Here is a 22,635-nt window from a genome sequence, read left to right as displayed (position 1 = left end):
AAAATAATCTATCTTTTGTGTTGTGATGTAACTCATTTATGTTTATGAAAAAACTTTTATTGGTGGGCTCTTCGGCTTTTCTAAGTGCTTGTAGCCAAAATCAAAATGATTTTGAAGTTAGTAGTCAATCTTGTTCAAGTTGCAGTGCTGGTAATGTTGGCGTAATTTCATCTGTATCTGTATCTGTATCTGTATCTGCAATCCCTCTTGTAACTACTAATCTGAATCTGGAAAACACGGAATCTATACCAACCAAAAATTATCGCTCCTTTTTATCTATTATTAACTCTGCTTTAGAATATAACCATAGAATTTCTTCATTACCGAGTGTGATTGAGCAGAGGAGGGCAGAAGCAGAGATTATACATAAAAATAACTATCCGACTATTCAGCCTGTTGCTCGTTATTACAGCCGAACAACTCCTTATATTGGTGCAAAGGCAAGCTATACAGTATGGGATTTTGGCTCGTCAAAACATAAAGAGAAACAAGGTGAGCTTGGGATTGATAATTCTCAATTAGACTTTCTTATTGAAGAGAGAGAAGTAATGGCTTCTACCGTTGAATCGGTAGTTAAAATTTCTTCATTAGTTGAAAATAGTCGATTATTACGTGAGTCAATTGCCTCTATTTCTAAGTTATCAGGCTTTGCTGATGTGAGATTTAATGCGGGTGTTTCTAGTGTATCAGAATCGAATACGTTAAATCTTAGGCTGGCTGAGCTGAAATCTGAGTTAGAGGCTATCAATATCGAAATTGCTTTAAATTTAGATTTATTGTCTGCAAAATTGATGTCGCCAATAACATTAAATGATATCCCTAGTTTATATAGTATAACTTCTCAGATTCTACCAGATTTGGGTAATGAATCGTTGCAATTAAGACAAGCAGAAATTAACAAAGAGATTGCGTTTGCTCAATTTCAGCAGGCCAAAAGTGATATTTACCCACACTTAGTGTTAGATGGGGAAGTGGGTAAGGCTACCAACGGAAATTCTATTCGTAACGTTGGGGTTTCTTTTCAATTACCTACCTCTGTTTTTGCCCGATCTGCAACTGTTAATGCGGCTGAATCCGCTTATAAGGCAACAGAAAGAAAAGTTACACAAATTCAAACTCAGTTAAATAATGAAAATAAACGAATTGAATTAGAAACTAATCGTTTAAATAATAATAAAAATACTCTTATAGGGTTAGAAAAAAAGGGAGTGAGTGCGATAAAAGTGTTTGGTTCGGAATTTGAAGCAGGCTCGGCAACATTATCTGACGGTCTATCTGCTTATAGAACTTTACTGCAAACCCGTCAGCAATTAATTTCGTTGCAAGCTCAATTACTAAATTTGAAAGCAAGCAAAATTCGTATCACGAATGGGTCTATCTTTAACATATCAGAGTAGAAAATGGATAAGAATAACGTAACGCCTAATTGGTATTTAACTTTACCAGAAGCAATTAAAATTCAAGCAAATTGGATTGGGGTTGAGCTAATTGTTGATGAGTTAGCAGAACTAAAATCTTTTGTTGATGTGAAAAATAATGCGAAATTTAATGAGGATTTTCAATTAGATATCGGTTTAACTGATAAAGACTTATTGAATTTGCCCGTACCTTGCATTATTGAATTGAAAAAAGAAGATTCTCAATGTAAATATGCTGTAATTACAGATATAAACCCTGTTAATAATATTATTTCTTTAGCGTCAGTTAATTTTGGTGAAACAATCGAGTTAAAAGTAGAGAATTTGCTTTCTTTAATCAGTTTGCCTGCACTCGTTATTAGAAAGCAAATTGATCGAATTTACTTAGAACAGTCTATCCCTGTTGAGAAGAAGCATTGGTTTTGGTCTATATTCTCTTTAGAAAAAGGTGTATTTACTAAAGTATTGATTGCTTCTCTTTTTGCTAATATCTTAGCGTTAATTACTTCTTTCTTCTCATTACAGGTTTATGACAGAGTTATTCCGAATAAGTCTGAAGAAACGCTGTGGGCATTACTAATTGGGGTAATGATTGCTTTTGCATTAGAAGCTACACTTAGAATTATCCGATCGCATTTATTAGACTTTAGCGGTAAGCGTATTGATATTCAAGCAACTAGCTTATTGTTACGTCGCTTATTAGGTTTGAGGTTGAAGAATGATACACCAACACCGAATCATTTAAGCCAAATGATACGAGATTTTAACTCTATTCGTGAGTTTTTTACTGAAGCAGCTGTCGGCTCTTTAGTGGATATTCCGTTTGTATTGTTATTTATCTTTGTTATATATGCAATAGGCGGTAATGTTGTGTGGGTTTCTATTATTGCAATGTTATTTATGGTTATTCCACCTATCTTGTTTAGAAAGAAAATGATGGATATCGTAAAAGAAACATTAGGTTCACGTACCGCTGCTAACCGTTTATTTAACGAGGTAAGTTACCAATTAGATGTGATTAAAGTAACAAAATCACAGCGTTTCTTTACTCAACAATGGGATGATATTAGTGAAATTATTGCTAATATTTCAATGCGTCAGCGGTCTTTGGTCTCTAATTTAACCCAATGGGCGGCAAGTGTTCAGCAAATTGCTTATGTATTAACAGTATCTACTGCGGTTTATTATGCTTTTGATGGCAAAATGACGATGGGGGCAATTATTGCAATGAGTATTCTTGTTTCTCGTACGCTTGCGCCTATTGCTCGTTTAAGCTCACTTTTAATTCGATGGGCTCAAGTGAAATCTTCACTTAAAGAGTTAGATTTGATTGCTGAATCAGAGCAAGATGATCCTGTAGATCAGCAGAAATTACGCCGTCAAAATATTAGAGGATTTTTCGAGCTAAGAAATGTAAGTTATCAATATGATAGAGATTCTAAACCTGCCTTACAGATTCAAAATCTTGTGATTAGACCAGGTGAGAAGATTGGTATTTTGGGTCCGAACGGTTCTGGCAAATCAACTTTCTTACGTTTATTATCAGGTTTGCAGTATCCTAATTCAGGTGAAGTAAAAATTGACGGAATAGATATTCGCCAGATATATAGTAACGATATTAGAAATGCTATCTCGGTGATTAATCAGGAAATTCAATTATTTAGTGGTACGTTAAGACAGAATTTAACTTTTAATAATCTAAATATTAGCGATCAACAAATTATGGGGGTTCTATCTCAAACAGGGTTGGCTAACTTTTTAACTTCTCACCCACACGGTTTAGATTTAATGATTAAAGATGGTGGGAGAGGATTGTCTGTTGGACAAAAACAGAGTGTTCAGCTTGCTAGAATGCTATTAAGTGAGAGTAAAATTTTATTACTTGATGAACCAACCGCAAGTTTAGATCCTAATATAGAAGGTTCTATTATCAATACTTTAGCTAATTTTTCTAAGGATAAAACATTCATTACAGTGACACATAGAATGCCCATTTTAGCGATGGTTGATCGTATTATCGTCATTGCTGATGGTTACGTGATTGCTGATGGTCCGAGAGATGAAGTATTAAATAGAATTCAACAGGCTCAAACCAATCAGCCACCTCAAAAATAATTAAGGTTTGAATATGAGAGATTTAACAAAAGAAATTAAACCACCTAAAAAAAGCAATAAATTGCTTTGGATAATTGTGTGCTTATTAAGTGCTTTGCTCGTGTGGTCGTATTTAACCCAATTTAGTCGGGTTGTGAGAGCTAATGGTAAAGTTGTATCTCACGAGAGAACTCAAATTGTGCAAAACTTAGAAGGTGGGATTTTAACTCAGCTTAATGTGAGTGAAGGCGATAATATAGAAGCAGGGCAAGTTTTGGCTGAACTTGATACCACAAGATATCAGGCCCAATTAGAAGAAATTGAGAAAAAAATTGCTACTTTTACATTAAGAAAATTGAGATTACAAGCAGAATCTGAAAATGCAATAATTTTTGATATTCCAAAAGGTTATCAGGATACATACCCTGATCTTGTTGAAGCAGAAAAGAGCCTGTTATCAAGAAAAGTGGAGGAGTATTTGACAAGAGAGAGAAATTATGAATCTCAAATTTCTTTAAAACAGAAAGAACTAACTAATCTTACTCGATTTGAAAATAGTGGTGCAGTGCCTAAGCGAGATATTATTGCTTTACAACAAGCACTTAATAATATTAGGGCGGAGCAAGAAAATTATTTTTCCGATACCCATAAAAAGAGGGCACAGGAGCTATCAGAAGCTGTATCCCAATTAGCCTTAGCTAATGAGAGTATTAAGACCGTTCAAGATCAGATAGATAGAGCAACAATTGTTTCGCCTTCTAGTGGAACAGTAAATCTTATTCACTTCAATACGATAGGTTCTGTAGTTAACCCTGGACAAACTATTTTAGAGATTGTTCCAAATAATGGTAATTTGCTAGTGGAAGCTCGTGTAACACCAAAAGATATTGGTTATGTAGTGCCTGGTATGAGAGCCTCTCTTAAATTAACTGCTTATGATTATAGTATTTATGGCACTATGCTAGGTAAGGTTGTTAAAATTGGTGCAGATACCGTGCCTAATAAAGAGGAGAGAAATGCTCCTCCTAGCTATGTAGTTTCTTTAGAAATCTCGCCTGACTCATTAAAACAATGGCAGAAAAAGGGCTTGGATATTCGAACTGGTATGCTAGTAGAAGCTGAATTAGAAGCTGGTCATATGAGAATTATCGACTACATTTTTAGACCAATTCTCAAAGCAAGGGATGCGTTAGCAACTATTTAGTATAGATTAATAAAAAACGCTTATCTATCTGCTCTAAAAAGTTAGGCTGTTTTATTCAAGGACTGTGCTTTGTATTATACAGAGTTCAGTCCTTTTGATTTTACGCTACACATTCGGCGATACAAATAACGAAATGAGGGTGAGGCTTGTTTGGTAGAAAATTGCTCATTTTTGACCGCTTGTATTGTAGTTATTCATAAAAAACCTGCACCATTTGTCAATGGTGCAGAGCTATAAATTTTAGGATTCATCATCTTTAAAAAAGGATTTTCTCTTAGAGTATCTTAGCTTGTGGCTTTTCCCATTTTGCTAATTCCACATATTCTAAAAGTGCGGGGAACTGCTTTAGCCACTTATTCCATTGTATTTCATTGACTTGGATAGAGATGATGCGTTCGCCAAAATCATTAAAATGTTCTGCTTTAATGCAATCTTCAGCTTTAAGTTGAGCATAAATTGCACCTGCTGTAACAGGTAGTAGTAGCGTTTCATGAACTAAATTACTTCTCAGTCTCTCCTGTATAGCTTGAAATAATAGCTCAATGCCACTATTTTCTTGGGCAGACAAATAGACTGCAGTTGCTGTACCGTCATCATTACGTTCGATATGTGGCTCAACGCCTGCTAACTTATCTATCTTATTAAAGACCAGAAGTGTTGGGATCTCCAATGCTTCAATTTCATCAAGTACTTGATTTACTGCATCAATATTTTCATTTTTGCGATCGTCTGAACCGTCAATAATGTGTAAAAGTAAAGTAGCTTCTGTTGTTTCTTGTAGAGTGGATTTGAAAGCTGATACTAAATCATGCGGCAGAAAACGGATAAAACCAACTGTATCAGCAAGAATAGTTGTTCCGACATCTTGTATTTGAATACGACGTAGAGTTGGATCGAGTGTGGCGAAAAGTTGATCAGCCGCATAAACGCCAGCTTGGGTAATAGTGTTAAATAGAGTAGATTTTCCTGCATTGGTATAGCCAACAAGAGATACTGTTGGAATATCCGCTTTTTGGCGTGTTTTTCGGTTTTGCTCTCGTTGCTTGTTTACTTTTTCTAAACGATTTAAAAGCTGTTGGATACGTACTTTGATCAAACGGCGATCGGTTTCGAGCTGTGTTTCACCTGGGCCTCGTAAGCCGACAGAACCGCCTTTTTGTTGATCTTGGTGAGTTACACGGCGAACTAAGCGAGTAGATAAATGACGAAGTTGTGCGAGTTCTACCTGTAATTTGCCTTCATGGGATCGGGCTCGTTGGGCAAATATATCAAGGATTAAACCTGTTCTATCTACTACACGACAGCCACATAATGATTGTAAATTACGTGTTTGAGCAGGGCTAAGTTGATGATTAACCAGCACAACAGAAGCTCCAAGTTGTTCCACCGTTTCTGCAATTTCTTCTGCTTTTCCTTGCCCAACATAATACTTGATATGAGGGTTTGGGCGAGTTGTAGTCAGCGTTGCTAGTATTTCCACGCCAGCAGATTCTACCAATGTTTGAAATTCAAGTAGGTTTTCTGTGTCTTTATGCTGACCGAGATAGAGATGGACTAGGATTGCTTTGTCTTTTGTTGTTTCACTTATTTCTGAAATTTGGCTTGCTTCAGATAAAGCAAAGCCAAACGCAGAATTTTCTTCTGAGTTTGGCGATGATTCGTTTAACATTTTTTGATTAGTAATGTTGATTATTCCGTTTGTTCAGCTGCTTCTGTTGCAGCTTGAGCGTGTTGATGATGGGGGTTATTACTGCTGTGCGATAACGCTCGAGCAGGTACAACGGTTGAAATCGCGTGTTTATATACCATTTGGCTGACCGTGTTTTTTAGTAAAATGACGAATTGGTCGAACGACTCAATCTGACCCTGTAATTTAATACCGTTAACTAAATAAATTGAAACAGGAATACGCTCACGGCGAAGTGCATTCAAATATGGATCTTGTAAAGATTGACCTTTTGCCATTTTTCTTTCCTTTTTTATAGTTGTGTGATGAATACTAGGACAGCAAATATCGTAATAAGTGCTGAGGCGTTTAAATATTATCACAATTCTTTAAATAATCATCGATCTTTTCGACCATTTTTGCTTTAGAGCTGATCGGATCTAGGCTATCTAGCCAGGTGAGTTCACCTTGCCAGCTCCGAAGCCAAGTCATTTGGCGTTTTGCTAATTGGCGTGTGGCACAAATACCTTTAAAAATCGCTTCATCAAGGGAAATATCGCCTTGCAAATACTCCCATATTTGGCGATAGCCCACACAACGAATGGACGGCAGATTAATATGCAAATCTTGACGTAAAAATAACCGCTTGACCTCCTCTTCAAAGCCCAAGTCAATCATTTTGTGAAAACGTTGCTCAATACGTTGATGTAACACGGCTCTCTCTTTGGGGGCAATCGCAAACTGTAGAATATGATATGGTAACGCCTCGCCTTGTTTGGCGGTGAGCTCCGTCATTGTTTTGCCGGTGATGTAAAACACCTCTAGGGCACGGTTAATACGCTGGCTGTCATTGGGGTTAATTCTTGCTCCCGCGACAGGGTCGATTTTTACTAATTCTTGGTGCAAAACCGCCCAGCCGTGTTGTTCCGCGCTTGCTTCAATTTCAGCACGAATATTGGGATCAGCAGATGGCAACGGCGAAAGCCCTTCCAATAAGGCTTTGTAGTAAAGCATTGTGCCACCAACCAAGAGCGGAATTTTGCCTTGTGCGGTAATCTCTGCCATTTCATGTAATGCATCACTATGAAAATTCATTGCGGAATAGCTTTCTGCAGGATCTAAAATATCAATCAAGCGGTGCGGAGCTAATGCTAATTCTGCCTTATTGGGTTTTGCTGTACCAATATCCATTCCTTTGTAAATCAAGGCGGAATCGACACTAATGACTTCAACAGGCAATTCCTGTCTGAGAGCGATGGCTAAATCTGTTTTGCCTGAGGCAGTTGGTCCCATTAAAAAAAGGGCGAGGGGTTTTTGAGTCATTTTATTATTAAGCTGAATAGTTAATTCTTTTAAATCAGTATAGCACATTTAAGCCTAAGTTTAGGCTCCGCCACATAGTCATAAAATTAAACTATTCATTGAACAAATTTTTATAAATGCTATCATATTGTATATCATTTGATTTACAAGAAAGAGGTTTTCTATGGCAAATAGTGCATTAGTTAGCGTAAGAATTAGCCCTGAAATTAAAGAGCAGGCAAGCGAAGTTTTAGCTGGAATTGGTTTGACGGTTTCTGATGTTATGCGAATGACATTAGCAAAAATTGCGACGGAAAAACGTTTTCAGTTTGACTATCAGCCTAACGTAGAAACAGCAGAAGTATTAAAAGCGGTTAGAAATGGAGATGAAAAATTAAATCCAGCTAAAAACATTGCTGATTTAATGGAGCAACTTAATGCGAGAGATTGAGTATAGTAACGCTTTTAAACGAGACTATAAAAAGTGTACCGTTGATACATTATCTTCTTCGCTGATTGAAGCACTCTATTTTCTCATCAACGATAAGCCATTACCTGAGAAATATTGCGATCACGCATTAACAGGCGAATGGAAAGGTTTTCGGGATTGCCATATTCAGCCTGATTTAGTGCTGATTTATCGAAAGATTGATGATAAATTAGAATTGTTGAGAATAGGTAGTCATTCTAATTTATTTGGATAAAGGGCGAGAGTTGCCCTTTAGTCTTTATAAATATTTAGAAAAATCCACTTCCTTCCTAATTTCTTCAATCTCTTTCTTTCCATTCGGGTAAAGCTCAATGTCTGAGAGTAACGCAATGGCATCACTGAGCGTGCAAGCGGTGGGAATTTCACAGTGTTTTGCAAAAAATTCAGTTAATTTGACCGCTTGTGGTTGGTTAAAGAGTGAAAGCAGTAGCTGTTGCAAATTCTGTTCACGCAAGGCTTGTGGCACAGAAAGTATCGTGAGGCGAGTTTGTTCTTGCCAATGTTTTTCGGTAATAGCGAAACCAAATTCTGCGATGCTTTCTTTATAGTGTTGCCACAATTCCGTTTGTTTGTCGTTTAAGGTGAGCGTAAGCGGAATGAGTAGTGCCTGTGTTTGCCGTGTGCCTAGTTGGTGAGCGAATTTCAGCTTGGCTAATTGGTGCAGGGGAATTAAGTAGAAATCTTCTCCTTCTTTCATCAATATCGCCTGATTTTTCACAATTGCCAAGGCTTGGGCGTGGTGGCTTGCAAGCGGTGTGATTTGCTCCGTTTTTTGCAAAATAGGGGCAGGTTCTGGGTTTATCTTTATGTTCGGCTCAAAAGTGGGCAGTTTAACAGCGGTTTTTTCTACTTTTTTCGTTCGTATATCTGAACCACCTACTAGCTCGTTATACCATTTTTGAGCAGATTGACTGCTACTACTTCGCTCAAATTTAGGTGTAAAAGAGCTATGAGTAGAGTGATTTACATTTTTTTGTGAAAATTCGATCGCTTGTATTGGCTCTTTGGGTTGTGTAAATACATTTTGCCCTGCCGCTTGGCGGTTTGTGTCTTTTGCATAAGCAGGCATTGGTTCATTGAGCTCGTTTCGCAATTCAAGTGACGGATGTGTTTGTTGTAGGCTATTGCTGACACCTTGCAAAATAAAATCGTGTACCAGCCTTCCTTGATGGAAACGCACTTCGTGTTTGGCAGGGTGAACATTCACATCCACCATAGTGGGGTCTAAATCTAAAAAGATAACAAAAGCAGGGTAGTTGCCTGTCGTAATGTTCTCACCATAGGCTTGGCGGATTGCGTGATTAATTGTTTTATCTCGCATCATTCGTCCGTTTACATAGCTGTAGCAAAGATCATTTTGTGGACTAGCAAGCATCGGTGAGCCAACCCAGCCGTGTAAGTGTAAATCGCCGTGTTGCCAGTCAATATAATTGGCGTTTTGAATAAATTTCTCGCCACAAATCGCGACCACCCGTTTCTGTTTTTGCTCAACTGAATTATCAATAATTTTGCGATATTGGCGGACGATTTTGCCATTATGACTTAGCGTAAAGCTGATATTGGGTTTGGCAAGTGCAATGCGACGAATCACTTCATCAATATGAGCGAACTCAGTTTTGTCTGTGCGTAAAAATTTACGGCGTGCTGGCGTATTGAAAAATAAGTTAGCCACTTCAATCGTTGTGCCGATAGGGTGAGAGGTAGGCTGAATTTCAACTATCATTTCTCTTCCTTGTGTGTAAGCCTGCCACGCTTCATTTTGTTCTGTAGTGCGAGAAGTCAGTGTTAAACGTGACACTGAGCTGATGCTTGCTAACGCTTCGCCCCGAAAGCCTAAACTTAAAATGGCTTCTAAATCTTCCAGGCTGCTGATTTTGCTCGTGGCGTGGCGAGCTAAAGCAAGTGGCAAATCCTGTTTGCTGATGCCGCAGCCGTTATCCCGAATGCGGATGAGCTGCGAACCGCCTTTTTCAATGTCAATTTGAATATTATTCGCACCAGCATCAAGGCTGTTTTCGACCAACTCTTTTACTACAGAGGCGGGGCGTTCTACTACCTCGCCTGCGGCAATTTGGTTTGCCAGTTGTGGTGGGAGAATGTGAATCAGCTGTTTTGGAGAGTTATTTGTCATTTTGGTGCCTAATTGTTTGGAATTAGCCCATTTTATCTAATTTTCTTCGCTTTTGCATATTTCTTCATACAAAAGAACGTGTTAGATTATGCAAATGTGAATGAAATGAGAACAAATTTATGCAAATGATAGAACTTGCTCAACAAGCTAAGCAAGCCAGTTTTGATTTAGCACAATTTGGCCACGGTCAAAAAAATAAAGCGTTACTGACGATTGCTGATAGCCTTGAACAGCGTGCCACGGAAATTTTATATGCGAATGCAAAAGATATTGAATTTGCTCAATCACAAGGCATTTCATTGGCAATTATTGATCGCTTGTTGCTTAACGAAGAGCGTTTAAAGGGCATTGCCAACGATGTACGTAATGTGGCAAAACTTGCTGATCCTGTCGGGCAAATAATGGATGGTGGTGTGCTAAATAGCGGTTTGAAAATTGAACGCCAACGTGTGCCATTAGGCGTGATTTTAACTATCTATGAAGCGCGTCCAAATGTTACTATTGATGTGGCATCACTTTGTTTAAAAACAGGTAATGCGGTGATTTTACGTGGCGGTAAAGAAACTAAATTTACCAACTCAGTGTTAGTTGATGTCGTACAAGAGGCGTTAGAAAAATCAGGCTTACCGAAATTAGCGGTGCAAGCGGTTACTGATCCAGATCGCTCGTTATTATTAGCGTTGCTGAAGTTAGATCGCTATATTGATATGGTGATCCCACGTGGTGGGGCAGGTTTGCATCAATTCTGTAAAGAAAACGCTACTATTCCTGTGATTGTAGGCGGTATTGGTGTTTGTCATCTATTTGTGGAGAAAACCGCAGATCAAGAAAAATCCCTTGAAGTGATTGTGAATGCTAAAACGCAGCGTCCAAGCACCTGTAATACGTTAGAAACCTTGTTGGTAGAGAAAGCGATCGCGGTAGAATTTTTGCCGAAATTAGTTGCCCGTATGCAGGCACTAGGTGTGACAATTCACAGTAATGATTTGCAAAAAATTGAAGGAATCGAACCGCTTGATCAGAAAAAGTTAAGTCAAGAGTGGTTGTCACTCGATCTTAACGTGGTTGTGGTGAATGACTTACAACAAGCAATTGAGCATATTCGCCATTACGGTTCGCAGCACTCAGAGGGAATTTTAACGTCTAATTACCAAGTTGCTCGCCAATTCGTACAACAAGTTGATGCCGCAGCAGTGTATATCAATTCCAGTACTCGTTTTACGGATGGTGGTGAGTTTGGCTTGGGGGCAGAAGTGGCGGTGAGTACGCAAAAATTACACGCTAGAGGCCCAATGGGGCTTGAAGCATTAACCACCTATAAATGGGTGTGTGAGAGCGATTATTTAGTAAGAGGATAGTATGTTAAAACGGATTTTAGAATTTGTTAAATTGTTCGCTAAGCGTTATGTGGAGAATAATATTGCGATTTCTGCAGGTTATCTTACTTACAGTACTATGCTTGCGATTGTTCCCTCAATTATTGTGCTGTTTTCCATCTTCACATTCTTTCCTATTTTTTATGAAGCGAGTGAGATGTTAAAAGCATTGATTTATGATAACTTTGCCCCTAGTGCGAGTGAAACGGTCTCGAAATACCTCGATCTATTTGTCGATAATGCGAAAAATATGGGGATTGTCAGTATTATTGGTTTATTTGTTGTTGCCATTATGCTGATTAAGAATATTGATGAAACGCTAAATACCATTTGGCACAATAGCCGCTCACGTCCGATGTGGTTCTCTTTTTTACTCTATTTTTTAATTTTAATATTTGGGCCTTTGCTGGCTGGGGCGAGTATTGCAATTACAACTTATGTGATGTCGCTGGCTATTTTTAATGCTTCTGGCGTATCATTAGGGCAATATTTATTGGAATTGATGCCATTTTTATTGATTTGGTTGTTGTTTACATTAGTGTATAAATTTATTCCGATTACAGAGGTAAAATTTAAGCACGCCGCTATTGGGGCGTTATTGGCGGCAATTTTCTTTACCTTAGGTAAACAAGCCTTTATTTGGTATATCACAACATTCCCTTCTTACCAGGCTCTTTATGGTGCAGTGGCCGTATTACCGATTATGTTGTTGTGGATTCAATTGAGCTGGCAAGTCGTTTTATTAGGCGGGCAGTTCGCCGCAATATTAAAAGAAACAGAAGTAGGCAAGGAACAGGAAATAAATGATCGGATTAATCCAGCGGGTTAAATGGGCAAAAGTTGAGGTTGAAGGGCAAACTGTTGGTGAAATTAAACACGGTTTATTGGTTTTACTCGGCGTTGAAAAAGATGACGATGAATCCAAGGCTGATAAATTATTGGAAAAGGTACTGAATTACCGAGTGTTTTCCGATGAGCAAGACAAAATGAATTTGAGTGTGCAGCAAGCAGCTGGCAGTTTATTAGTAGTTTCACAATTTACGCTTGTTGCAGATACTAACAAGGGTTTACGACCTAGTTTCTCAAAAGGCGCAAGCCCAGTTGATGCCGCACGCTTGTATGACTATTTTCATCAACAAGCTGCGATGAAAATTCACACACAAACAGGACAGTTTGCAGCAGATATGCAAGTCAGTTTACAAAATGATGGTCCCGTCACTTTTTGGTTGCGGGTTTAGCGGCTTGGTTATACTAGTTGTTTAGAAATTAGCCCAAATTAGATTTGGTCTAATTTGGGGCTAATAGTAGGCCATCAACTTAAATAATGCTGAAATTTGCTGTTTCTAAGTTGGTATAGAAGTTTTCGAGTGTAGCAAAGTGAATTGCTTCCGTAGTTGCATTTGGTTTATAACTAAGTTCACCTTTGTTAAAGCTAATAAAATCAAATACTTGTTCGGCATTTTCAATTGCACTAAAAATTGATTTAGCTAGTTCAATAGTATCGCCATTCTCAAAATCTTTGATGATATCCACTTTACCGTTTAACGTAGTATTGAATACAAAGGTATCTTTACCTGTTCCGCCAATGAGAATGTCCTCTCCCAATCCTCCGATTAAGTGATCATCTCCTTCCTTTCCATTGAGGGTATTGCCAATATTATTAGCTATAAGGGTGTTACTGAGGTTATTTCCTGTTGCTTGTGTTGCAATAGTACCTAGTAGGGTGAGACTTTCTACATTTTCAGGAAGCTCGAAGTTGATAGAGCTATAGACAGTATCAATACCTTGATTTTCCAATTCAAAAACTTGGTCCTTGTTACTATCGACTACATAGGTGTCATTTCCTTCACCACCGTGCATTTCATCATCACCTATACCGCCGTGTAGATAATCATCGCCTTTTCCACTTCTTAGAATATCGTTGCCACCATTACCGATTAAGTTATTTGCAGCATCATTGCCTAATAAGATATCGTTATATACCGAACCAATAGCGTTTTCAATTTGTGTACCAAAACCAATAAAGGCTTGACCCTCAACATATTCGGTTATTTTTTGCGTTCCTCTTGCGGCTGTTTTATTGACACCCACTTCATCCCCAAAGAATTGGACTGCATTGAAGTCTGTTATGGATTTGATTGTCATCATCTTCTCTGCGGTATCGCCACGATAAATCCAAGAACCTGGTTTCAGGTTGATATAAACACGTTCTCTTTCATTTGTGGCATCAAAGGTGTCTACACCGCCGCCATCCCAAATATAGACACCATTACCATCACTGTTTACATCTCGATAACGTTGGAATCCATATATGTTATTGCCAGAACGTACAGTTTTATTAACACCGTAGCGGTAATGTAATGCTGCTAAATCATAGAATGGGATATAACTACCTTTAGTTTCGAATAAGCCATTATAAGACATATAAGTAAATTCTGTTTTATCCTCTTTACTACCTAGGCCAACCTCATTATATTTTCCTCTATAGTTATTATCGGTGAATAGCACATTTGAATGATTAAAACCTAGAGTGTGTAGTACTTCATGCATTGCGGCATAATAAACATAATTTAGGACATTATTATAAAGATTAGCAATTCTAGGTGCGGTAGTAGAGCCATTTTCATTACCAAAGGCACTATTCACCCAAATCCAAGAGCCATCGCCTACGCTAGCATAAGCGGCACCGCCACCATTATGTGTTTTGGCAAAAATATTTGTTCCTGAGCCATCTGTAATATAGTTATCAACCTCTTCAAATTTTAGATTGGTGAATTTAGCAATATACTCATAAGCTTTTCTGAAGGCATCTTTTTGCTGTGCCGAAATACTAAGAGGTTTAATTGCATTTTTGTGATGTATTGCCATCTCCTCTAAAGTTGCAAAGTGGTATTTAATCACTGGGGTGTTACCTAATCCACCGAATGGTACTCTTCCATAATCCACAGCTCCTAATTTGGCAGAGTAGAAAGTATCCATAAAATAATGGAAGTTGAAATTATCGCTCAAATGGTTATATTGGCGTGCATTAAATTCCACATCGTTATGGCGTGGTTGATTGTAGCTCCCACTTACCGCTAATGTTGATGTAAAGGTTTCCGTATCTTTTACTTCTACTGATTCTCCTGCAAGATTAGTTGTTTTTAATGTGGCGGTAATTTGACTATCTCCTGATCCAGCTAAGAATTGGTTTTCTACCGCAATCCGGAATGTTTTATCTTGTTCTACGCTTGCGTTAAATACCTTATTACCGACAGTAATTTCGATAGTCTCACCAACAGCGATGTTATCCCCAATGACCTCACCTGCAATAATACTGCTTGGGGACTTAATGCTGAGATTATAACCATTATTACCGTTTGGAGTGATGTAGTCACTTTTTAGTATGATGCTTTCAGTGGTAACAGCTTGGTTCTTATGAGTTTCAAATCCGATACTGCCATCGTTATTTGTTTTTGGAGAAAATACACTAACTTTGTTAAAGCTGAAGCTAATTTCTTTATTATCTAGCGCTAAGGCTTCAGTAAAAGGGAGTTTCAAGTCAAACGTTTTTCCATCAGCATTCATTGGCACTTCAAAAGTGTTTTTTCCAATTTTCACTTTAATTATGCGAACAAAAGAGGCATTCCTGCCACTGGCAAATAGACCACTATAGTTTACTTCCCCTGAAATAGTAACTAATGGTCCGATATTATTTACACTAAAACTATCACCAATTTCAGTAATGTTAATTTGAGGTAGAAATTCCGCTTTTACTTCGTCACTTTCATTCGTATTACCTGCTTTATCTGTCACAAGCACTTTTGCAGTTACCGATTTATGTTCTAAATCAGATAATGGAGTATTGGACTGAAGCAGAGTCCACGAGCGTTTGTCTTCAGAGACAGAGGCTTTATGTACTTGACCATCAATAGTAACAAGCACTTCCACATTACTAGCGTTCACATCGTTATCAATATTGTCCAACTCACCAGATAGTATACTTCCTGTCGATGACTGATTTTTGATGAGTTTAGGTGCGGTAGTAATAGGTTTATTTAATTCTGTATCAATACTATATTCTCTATCAATACTATATTCTCTATCAGTAGTTTTAGTTGGTTGATTACGATAGATGGCTCTGATGACAGGAGATTCTCCAGCGTTACTAATCAATTCTTCACCGTTAACGGTTAAGTTAAATGCTCCAAGACTATTTAAAGGTACTTCTTGTAGTAGACGCCAACCGCTTGCACAAACCGGACAAGAACAATAAATACCGATGCTTTCTCCTTCTTCACCATTGGTTACCGCTCCCTGTATTGTGATATCCTCTTTACTTTCAGCTTGATTAATGATGTTGTCATTGGTAATAGTATTAACAGAAACGTTAATATTACGCTCTAAATTGACCTGATAGTTTTTTGATTTTTGGCTCTCCAAGACATTACCTACACTATCAGTCGTACTAAGACTTAGCGTTATGCCTTCACTTTGATGAGCAATTAATGAAACAGTACTAACCGGTATGCTAAAAATGAGTTCACCATTAACATCTGTTGTTAACTTTCCTGTACTGGTTGAGTTACCTAAATGAATCACCACCTCATCACCGGATTTAGCGGCAGAGTGCTCTACATTAATAATTTTCCCTGTAATATGGATGGTTTCGGTTTTACTTTCAACATATTCTAGAATATTGTTAGCTGTAATCGGATCTATCTCAATAATAGGATGTTCGATTTGAGTATCAACCATATACTCTTTTTTGAGTTCAGATGTAGCAACTAGCTCGGTTTTATTGGCGATAGCTTGCACAATAAGATGTTGTTTACCTTGTATTGTCGTAAGATCTGAGGTATTAATTGTTGCAAACCATTGATTACCTATAATTTTTGCCGGGTAAGTTTTGGTATTTAATATAACATTGACAGAAATATTACCTCCTCTCTCTGTATCAACTTGACCATTCAGCTGTATACTCTCTTTTTCTGCTTCTATGCGAGTAATGACATTGTCATCAGTCACATTATCTATAGTGATAATCGGTTTTGCCAAAGTCAATGGCTGCTGTGGTTGATTAGTATTAAAAGTTGTATTAGTCTGGGTTAACAGCTGAAAATCCTCAATAGTAGAAAATAGAGCATAATCTTGCATGATCAAGTTTGGCTCCTCATTCGTCCCGTCTTCCAGATAAATATAAAGATCATTTCCGACCAATTCTGCTTTTGGAATATTGTCAAGTGGAATCAATTCCCCCTTTTTATTGACGATTTGGTCTTGATGATTTGCTAATGTTTTTAGCGTATGTGTTTTTCCATTAAGGAGTCTGACGCTCCCTTTATCGGTTAAATGATAGATATTCAGTTGATATGTAGACATAATAGCTCCTTAATTAAACTTATCAGAATTAAGTATGGATTTTTATATAAGATAGTTTATTTCGGCAATTTTTGACATTTAGGGCAGAAATAAGTATTGCGTTGCCCAATTACTTTGGTTTGAATTGGCTTTCCGCAATCGTTACACGCTTCATTTTTTCTTCCGTACACTTGTAGCACTTGGGCAAAATAGCCTGGTTTGCCGTCAGGTTTAATAAAGTCTTTCAAGGTAGTGCCACCTTGAATAATGGCTTTAGTTAGCACGTCTTTAATTGTGCTGACTAAACGTTCGCATTGCTTTTTAGTGAGATTCTGTGCTGCAAGTTCAGGGTGGATTCCCGCTATAAATAGACTTTCGCACGCATAAATATTCCCTACACCCACGACTACCTCATTGCTCATAATAAAGGTTTTACAAGCGGTTGTTTTTTTGCGGCTTTTTGCAAATAGATAATCAGGGGTAAAATCATCAGAAAGGGGTTCGGGCCCGAGTTTACGCAGTAGTTGGTGATCTTCTGCTTTTGCAATCCAAAGCCAACAGCCGAATTTACGAGGGTCGTTATAGCGTAAAATGGTGCCATTTTGCGTAACAAGATCGACGTGGTCATGCTTACTAATTTCTTTTTGTTGATGTGCTTGCAAAATCCCAAGTGAACCAGACATGCCTAAATGTATCAAAATATCGCCTTTTTGTGTGCGGATAATCAGATATTTTGCTCGTCTTTCTATTGCATCAATTTTCGCATTTTCCATTTGTGATAATTCGGGGCTAATTAACCAACGCAGTTTGGGCTGGCGGACAATAATCTTCTTTATAATTTGCCCTTTTAAATAAGGCTCAATACCTCGCACACTGGTTTCAACTTCGGGTAGTTCAGGCATTCTCTCCTCCAAGGATAGTGAAAAGTGAGCGTTATTATAATATAAAAGGGCAGGAATTGATCCTGCCCCCAGAAAATGCTATTTTTGCAGTTTGTAAAAAATAAGTGAAAAATGACCGCTTGTTATTTATCTATGAGGATTTCTTACCCAGTAAATATCCTATTACGGTGCCTGCAATTGCAAAGGGAATCCATTCCATTGAGATGGATTTTAACGGTAGAGCGTTCATCGCATTTACACCCGCAACAGATAAAATAGAGACTGCCGTAACCAATGCTAATGGTAAGCGTTGAGCCAGTAATGGTAGTTGAAAGAAGATGTTGATAAACATCAAGAAAATGACTGTCATCGCAATTGGATATAATATTAAGAGAACAGGCACAGATTTTGAGATAACAAAATCTAACCCTTGATTTGCAATGCTAAAACTAATTAGCGTGAAAATAAACACATATACTTTGTATGAAATTTTCGGGAATATTTCATTGAAATATTCGCTTGTGGTGACGATCAAACCAATAGAGGTGGTTAAACACGCCAATGTTACAATCACACCAAGGAGCGTGCGACCAAACTCGCCGAAAGTTTCAGTTGCTACATGGTTGAGAATAAATGTGCCAATGTGCTGGCCTGTTGCGTTTAGCTCGGTAAGGGTTTCTATACTGATCGGGTAGTGGTTTCCAATCCAGGCCAGAGAAATATAAATGGCTGCCAATGCAATTGCGGCGATCATTCCTGCCATTGAGGTTTGCTTGATTAAGTCTTTATTACCAAGACCCTTCGCTTTAATTGCACTAATGACAATGACCGAGAAGGTAATAGAAGCCAGTGCGTCCATTGTTAAATAGCCTTCAACAATACCAGTAAAGAAAGGAGAGGTAGGATCTGTTTGAGTCGTGAGTGCAGGCAATTCATTTTCGCCTAATAAGATAATCGCTTTAACGACTAATCCTAGGATTGCAAGCAATAATACAGGTGTTAATATTGCGCCGATTCTATCTACCACGGTTGATGGATTTAAGCTAAACCATACTGCAACTAAGTAGTAAGCTAGGGTGAATACGAGTAATGAGAATGTTCCACTCTCGCCAATAAAAGGCACAACTGACATTTGGTAAGCGGTTGCTCCTGTACGAGGAATGGCAAAAAAGGGACCAATAGTTAAATAAATTGCCATTAAAAATAGCAGCGAGAAATAAGGGTGAACATTTTTGCTCAAGGCTTCTTTATAACCACCTGGATAGTAGCCACTCACTGCAATACCAAGCAGTGGTAAACCTACGCCTGTGAGTACAAAGCCAATAATTGACGGTAGAAAATCTAGGCCACTGTCTAAACCTAGTTTTGGCGGAAAAATTAAGTTGCCCGCCCCAAAGAAAATCGCAAAGAGCATAAAGCCCACGATAAAAGTATTTTTATTCATAATAAGTTCTACTAAAGAAAAGCATTAAAAAATGAGTGGGCATTGTGCCATATTTGCTAATTTCTTGCAAAAAAAGACCGCTTGAATGCTGCTAAGGGAAATACGTTTAAAAGAAAAGCCAGCAAGCTGCTGACTTTTCGTAAAATTAGGAGCAAATTAGCTCATATGTAATCCGCCATTTACGTGAATGGTTTCGCCGTTGATATAACGAGCATCATCTGAAGCTAAAAATGCGACTGCTTTTGCAATATCTTGTGGAGAGCCAAGTTCGCCTGCTGGGATTTGGCTTAAAATGGCATTGCGTTGATCGTCGTTTAGCTCATCGGTCATATCCGTTGCGATAAAGCCTGGAGCAACCACATTTACCGTAATGCCACGACTTGCCACTTCTTTTGCAAGTGATTTAGAAAAACCGACTAAACCTGCTTTTGCTGCACAATAATTTGTTTGACCTGGATTTCCCATCGAACCGACTACCGAACCAATGTTGATAATACGTCCGCCTTTTTTCATCATTGGGCGTAACACCGCTTTTGATAAGCGGTAAACGGATGTAAGGTTAGTTTGAATGATGTCGAACCAATCATCATCTTTCATACGCATTAATAAGCCATCACGTGTGATTCCTGCGTTATTGACTAAGACATCCACATCACCAAAGGTTTCTTTGACTTGTTTTAATACACAATCAATCGATTCGGCATCTGCCACGTTTAGCACTAAACCCTTACCGCTTTCGCCTAAGTAAGCAGAAATGGATTCCGCTCCTTTTTCAGAGGTTGCTGTACCGACTACGGTGTAACCTTTTGCTACTAATTCTTCGGCAATTGCTTTGCCGATACCACGAGTTGCACCTGTAACTAATGCGATTTTGCTCATATATTCTCCTATAAAAGACGATGATTAACGCGTTAAAATATAAAAAATAAAAAGAATAATAAAGTAGTTTATGACGGTGGTTGAACTACCAAATAAGGCATATTTAACCGCCGAGCCTTGCGGTGGATAAATCCAACGTGGGCGGGCGAATACCCATATTGTTGAGACGACTAATAGCCCCAAACTGCTTAATAAATAAATTTGCAATAATGCTATCGCACCTTTTGGGTCGCCTTGGCTTAACAGCACGCCATAAATTGCCCACGCTTGAATAGCGCCAGAGGTGAGAGAGGCACCGCCAATAAAAGCCTGACGAATTTTAGGATGGATAGCGAGAAAATAAACTAAAAATGAGCAACCAGATGCAATTGAGAGCATACCAAATTGTTTAAATACGGGGGTATTTTCAAGCGTATCAAGATCGCTAAACATATAGCTAGCAGGCACAATCACTAATGCAAGCAATATGCTAGCTAGCATAAATAAAGTTTCTTTGCTCATTTTATGTGCTACTAAAATGAGGATTGAACTGCCTCAAGGCTGGCAACATCGTTTACCGCCTGTGATGAAAGTGTTTTCACAATACGGCTTGTTAAGCCAGTTAAAACTTTGTTCGGACCGATTTCATAAAGCGTGGTGATACCCTCTTGAGCCATTTTCTCTACAGTTTCTGTCCAGCGTACAGGGCTGTAAAGCTGACGAACAAGGGCGTTGCGGATAGCATCAAGATCAGTTTCAACTGCCACATCTACGTTATTAATGACAGATACAAGCGGTTGATTTAGCTTAATATTTTGCAATGCAGTGGCTAATTTTTCTGCCGCTGGTTTCATTAATGCACAGTGTGAAGGCACGCTTACTGCTAATGGTAACGCACGTTTTGCTCCTGCAGCTTTGCATAATTCGCCTGCTTTTTCTGCAGCGGCTTTTGTACCAGCAATAACTACTTGACCTGGCGAGTTAAAATTTACCGCTGAAACGATTTCGCCTGTCTCATTTGCTGCTTGTTCACACGCGTTGATAATAGCTTGGTTATCTAAACCAATAATTGCATACATTGCACCGCTACCAGCAGGCACCGCTTCTTGCATTGCATTACCACGCAGCTCCACTAATTTGATGGCATCTTGAAAGTTTAACACACCGGCACAAACTAGAGCCGAGTATTCACCTAAGCTATGGCCTGCCATTACGGTAGGTTTTAACTCAGGGGATTTTTCTTGCCATACACGGAAAATAGCAACCGATGCGGCTAATAAGGCAGGCTGAGTACGTTGAGTTTGCCCTAACTCTTCAGCTGTACCATTTTGCACTAAATCCCATAAATCATAGCCAAGCACTTCGCTTGCTTCTGCGAATGTTTTTTCAACAATAGGGAATTGAGTAGCAAGATCACCAAGCATTCCAACCGCTTGTGAACCTTGACCAGGGAAAACCATAGCAAATTTTGACATTGTTTTTATTCCTTTTTACTTTTTAAGTTGAAATTTATATTGAGGGTTGTGATTTCTAGAAATCGCAAGTCGCTCTGACGAGACAAGCGGTGCGTTATTGGCGATTTTTTGCAAAATTTTATTCAAAATTGACCGCTTGTAACCACAGCCCAGAGGCTTAACCGAGAACGGCTTTGTCGAGCTCGGTATGTTAATCTGGCGAATAATAGAGTTTGCCGATTTCAATTCTTTGCCGCCCTGTTTCTAACCGCCATTTGTTACTATCACGCAGGGAATAGACGCAGCCACAATACTCTTGTTGGTAGAAACGTTCACGTTTGCTGATTTCGATCATTCGTTGCGAGCCACCGCCTTTACGCCAGTTGTAGTCCCAATAAACAACATCATCAAATTTGGCGGCGGCACGGTGTCCGCAGTCGTTGATTTGGTTCATATCTTTCCAACGAGAAATACCTAAACAGCTAGTAAATACAGGAAAACCATTGTGATGAGCGTATTCTGCCGCTTTCTCAAATCGCATATCAAAACACATTGTACAACGAACGCCACGCTCAGGCTCCCATTCCATACCTTTGGCTTTTTTGAACCACTCTTTGCGATCGTTTTCGTAGTCATCGTCTAAATCAATAAACGGAATCCCCCATTTTTCGGCAAAGCGGATATTTTCTTCTTTACGAATGAGGTACTCTTTGAGTGGGTGAATGTTGGGGTTGTAGAAGTAAATGGTAAATTCAATGCCTGAGGCGTGAATAGCTTCCATTACCTCGCCCGAACAGGGTGCACAGCAAGAGTGTAATAACAGCTTGTTGTGACCGTTCGGCAGTGCTAATTTCTCACGCACAAAAGGAGCGTTTGCGTCTTTTTTTTGATTTTGAGCTCTGCGTCTAGCACGCACGCTTTCAATATGTTCAATTGGTTGGGTCATATATTGTTATTTATGAAATTATTATTCCCTT

The 22,635-nt window shown here is 38.6% G+C and carries 19 protein-coding genes; 8 read left to right on the top strand and 11 right to left on the bottom strand.

What is annotated here, in order from left to right; all coding sequences use genetic code 11:
- Positions 1 to 44: 44 nt before the first annotated feature.
- From HV560_RS00855 to HV560_RS00845, 3 genes are read left to right on the top strand one after another with little or no spacing between them, the layout of a single operon-like run.
- Complete coding sequence (locus HV560_RS00855; protein ID WP_238348723.1) at positions 45 to 1,397, top strand: TolC family protein; 1,353 nt, start codon at positions 45 to 47, stop codon at positions 1,395 to 1,397.
- Positions 1,398 to 1,400: 3 nt separating this feature from the next.
- Positions 1,401 to 3,533: an ATP-binding cassette domain-containing protein gene (locus HV560_RS00850; protein ID WP_176807432.1), complete on the top strand. Its 2,133-nt coding sequence runs from the start codon at positions 1,401 to 1,403 to the stop codon at positions 3,531 to 3,533.
- 13 nt (positions 3,534 to 3,546) lie between these two features.
- Complete coding sequence (locus HV560_RS00845) at positions 3,547 to 4,716, top strand: beta-barrel domain-containing protein (protein WP_176807431.1); 1,170 nt, start codon at positions 3,547 to 3,549, stop codon at positions 4,714 to 4,716.
- Between the two features lie 274 nt (positions 4,717 to 4,990).
- Here the strand turns inward: HV560_RS00845 and hflX are convergent, their stop codons facing one another.
- From hflX to miaA, 3 genes are all read right to left on the bottom strand, one after another.
- Positions 4,991 to 6,385 carry a ribosome rescue GTPase HflX gene (gene hflX / locus HV560_RS00840; protein ID WP_176811944.1) on the bottom strand — a complete coding sequence of 465 codons (1,395 nt, stop codon included), beginning with the start codon at positions 6,383 to 6,385 and terminating at the stop codon, positions 4,991 to 4,993.
- Between the two features lie 20 nt (positions 6,386 to 6,405).
- Positions 6,406 to 6,681: an RNA chaperone Hfq gene (gene hfq / locus HV560_RS00835; protein WP_176811943.1), complete on the bottom strand. Its 276-nt coding sequence runs from the start codon at positions 6,679 to 6,681 to the stop codon at positions 6,406 to 6,408.
- A gap of 70 nt (positions 6,682 to 6,751) precedes the next feature.
- Complete coding sequence (gene miaA, locus HV560_RS00830; protein ID WP_176812811.1) at positions 6,752 to 7,705, bottom strand: tRNA (adenosine(37)-N6)-dimethylallyltransferase MiaA; 954 nt, start codon at positions 7,703 to 7,705, stop codon at positions 6,752 to 6,754.
- Positions 7,706 to 7,868: 163 nt separating this feature from the next.
- On the opposite strand from miaA, the gene HV560_RS00825 reads away from it, so the two are divergent.
- Together HV560_RS00825 and HV560_RS00820 are read left to right on the top strand one after the other, a co-directional pair.
- Positions 7,869 to 8,135 carry a type II toxin-antitoxin system RelB/DinJ family antitoxin gene (locus tag HV560_RS00825; protein WP_159628595.1) on the top strand — a complete coding sequence of 89 codons (267 nt, stop codon included), beginning with the start codon at positions 7,869 to 7,871 and terminating at the stop codon, positions 8,133 to 8,135.
- Positions 8,122 to 8,388 carry a type II toxin-antitoxin system RelE/ParE family toxin gene (locus tag HV560_RS00820; RefSeq protein ID WP_176811942.1) on the top strand — a complete coding sequence of 89 codons (267 nt, stop codon included), beginning with the start codon at positions 8,122 to 8,124 and terminating at the stop codon, positions 8,386 to 8,388. Before HV560_RS00825 ends, HV560_RS00820 begins: the two co-directional genes overlap by 14 nt.
- Before the next feature lie 24 nt (positions 8,389 to 8,412).
- On the opposite strand, the gene mutL is transcribed toward HV560_RS00820, so the two are convergent.
- The gene (gene mutL, locus HV560_RS00815) at positions 8,413 to 10,305 is read right to left on the bottom strand and encodes a DNA mismatch repair endonuclease MutL (RefSeq protein WP_176811941.1); all 1,893 of its coding nucleotides are present in this window, start codon (positions 10,303 to 10,305) and stop codon (positions 8,413 to 8,415) included.
- A gap of 119 nt (positions 10,306 to 10,424) precedes the next feature.
- Here mutL and proA point away from each other — a divergent pair, with 119 nt between their 5' ends.
- The 3 genes from proA to dtd are packed head-to-tail and all read left to right on the top strand — an operon-like array spanning position 10,425 to position 12,919.
- A complete protein-coding gene (proA, locus tag HV560_RS00810) occupies positions 10,425 to 11,663 on the top strand; it encodes a glutamate-5-semialdehyde dehydrogenase (RefSeq protein WP_176811940.1) in 1,239 nt (412 codons plus the stop codon).
- A gap of 1 nt (position 11,664) precedes the next feature.
- The gene (locus HV560_RS00805) at positions 11,665 to 12,510 is read left to right on the top strand and encodes a virulence factor BrkB family protein (protein ID WP_176807426.1); all 846 of its coding nucleotides are present in this window, start codon (positions 11,665 to 11,667) and stop codon (positions 12,508 to 12,510) included.
- The gene (gene dtd, locus HV560_RS00800) at positions 12,485 to 12,919 is read left to right on the top strand and encodes a D-aminoacyl-tRNA deacylase (RefSeq protein ID WP_176811939.1); all 435 of its coding nucleotides are present in this window, start codon (positions 12,485 to 12,487) and stop codon (positions 12,917 to 12,919) included. Before HV560_RS00805 ends, dtd begins: the two co-directional genes overlap by 26 nt.
- 79 nt (positions 12,920 to 12,998) lie before the next feature.
- Here dtd and HV560_RS00795 read toward each other — a convergent pair whose 3' ends face one another.
- The 7 genes from HV560_RS00795 to HV560_RS00765 form a co-directional block, all read right to left on the bottom strand.
- Positions 12,999 to 17,042 carry an Ig-like domain-containing protein gene (locus HV560_RS00795; RefSeq protein ID WP_176811938.1) on the bottom strand — a complete coding sequence of 1,348 codons (4,044 nt, stop codon included), beginning with the start codon at positions 17,040 to 17,042 and terminating at the stop codon, positions 12,999 to 13,001.
- Between the two features lie 56 nt (positions 17,043 to 17,098).
- Complete coding sequence (gene mutM, locus HV560_RS00790; RefSeq protein WP_176811937.1) at positions 17,099 to 17,923, bottom strand: bifunctional DNA-formamidopyrimidine glycosylase/DNA-(apurinic or apyrimidinic site) lyase; 825 nt, start codon at positions 17,921 to 17,923, stop codon at positions 17,099 to 17,101.
- A gap of 130 nt (positions 17,924 to 18,053) precedes the next feature.
- Positions 18,054 to 19,346 carry a branched-chain amino acid transport system II carrier protein gene (gene brnQ, locus HV560_RS00785; RefSeq protein ID WP_176807422.1) on the bottom strand — a complete coding sequence of 431 codons (1,293 nt, stop codon included), beginning with the start codon at positions 19,344 to 19,346 and terminating at the stop codon, positions 18,054 to 18,056.
- Between the two features lie 156 nt (positions 19,347 to 19,502).
- On the bottom strand, positions 19,503 to 20,225 hold the full coding sequence (gene fabG / locus HV560_RS00780) for a 3-oxoacyl-ACP reductase FabG (protein WP_176811936.1): 723 nt from the start codon (positions 20,223 to 20,225) through the stop codon (positions 19,503 to 19,505).
- Positions 20,226 to 20,249: 24 nt separating this feature from the next.
- Positions 20,250 to 20,726 (bottom strand): hypothetical protein, encoded by a 477-nt coding sequence (locus tag HV560_RS00775; RefSeq protein WP_176811935.1) that lies wholly within the window; start codon positions 20,724 to 20,726, stop codon positions 20,250 to 20,252.
- Between the two features lie 11 nt (positions 20,727 to 20,737).
- Complete coding sequence (fabD, locus tag HV560_RS00770) at positions 20,738 to 21,679, bottom strand: ACP S-malonyltransferase (protein WP_176811934.1); 942 nt, start codon at positions 21,677 to 21,679, stop codon at positions 20,738 to 20,740.
- 190 nt (positions 21,680 to 21,869) lie between these two features.
- Positions 21,870 to 22,604 carry an epoxyqueuosine reductase QueH gene (locus HV560_RS00765; protein WP_176807418.1) on the bottom strand — a complete coding sequence of 245 codons (735 nt, stop codon included), beginning with the start codon at positions 22,602 to 22,604 and terminating at the stop codon, positions 21,870 to 21,872.
- Positions 22,605 to 22,635 lie beyond the last annotated feature (31 nt).

The organism is Mannheimia pernigra, assembly GCF_013377995.1.
GTDB lineage: Bacteria > Pseudomonadota > Gammaproteobacteria > Enterobacterales > Pasteurellaceae > Mannheimia > Mannheimia pernigra.
The sequence above is the reverse complement of the archived record's forward strand: the minus strand, read 5'-3'. Positions and strand labels throughout refer to the sequence as shown.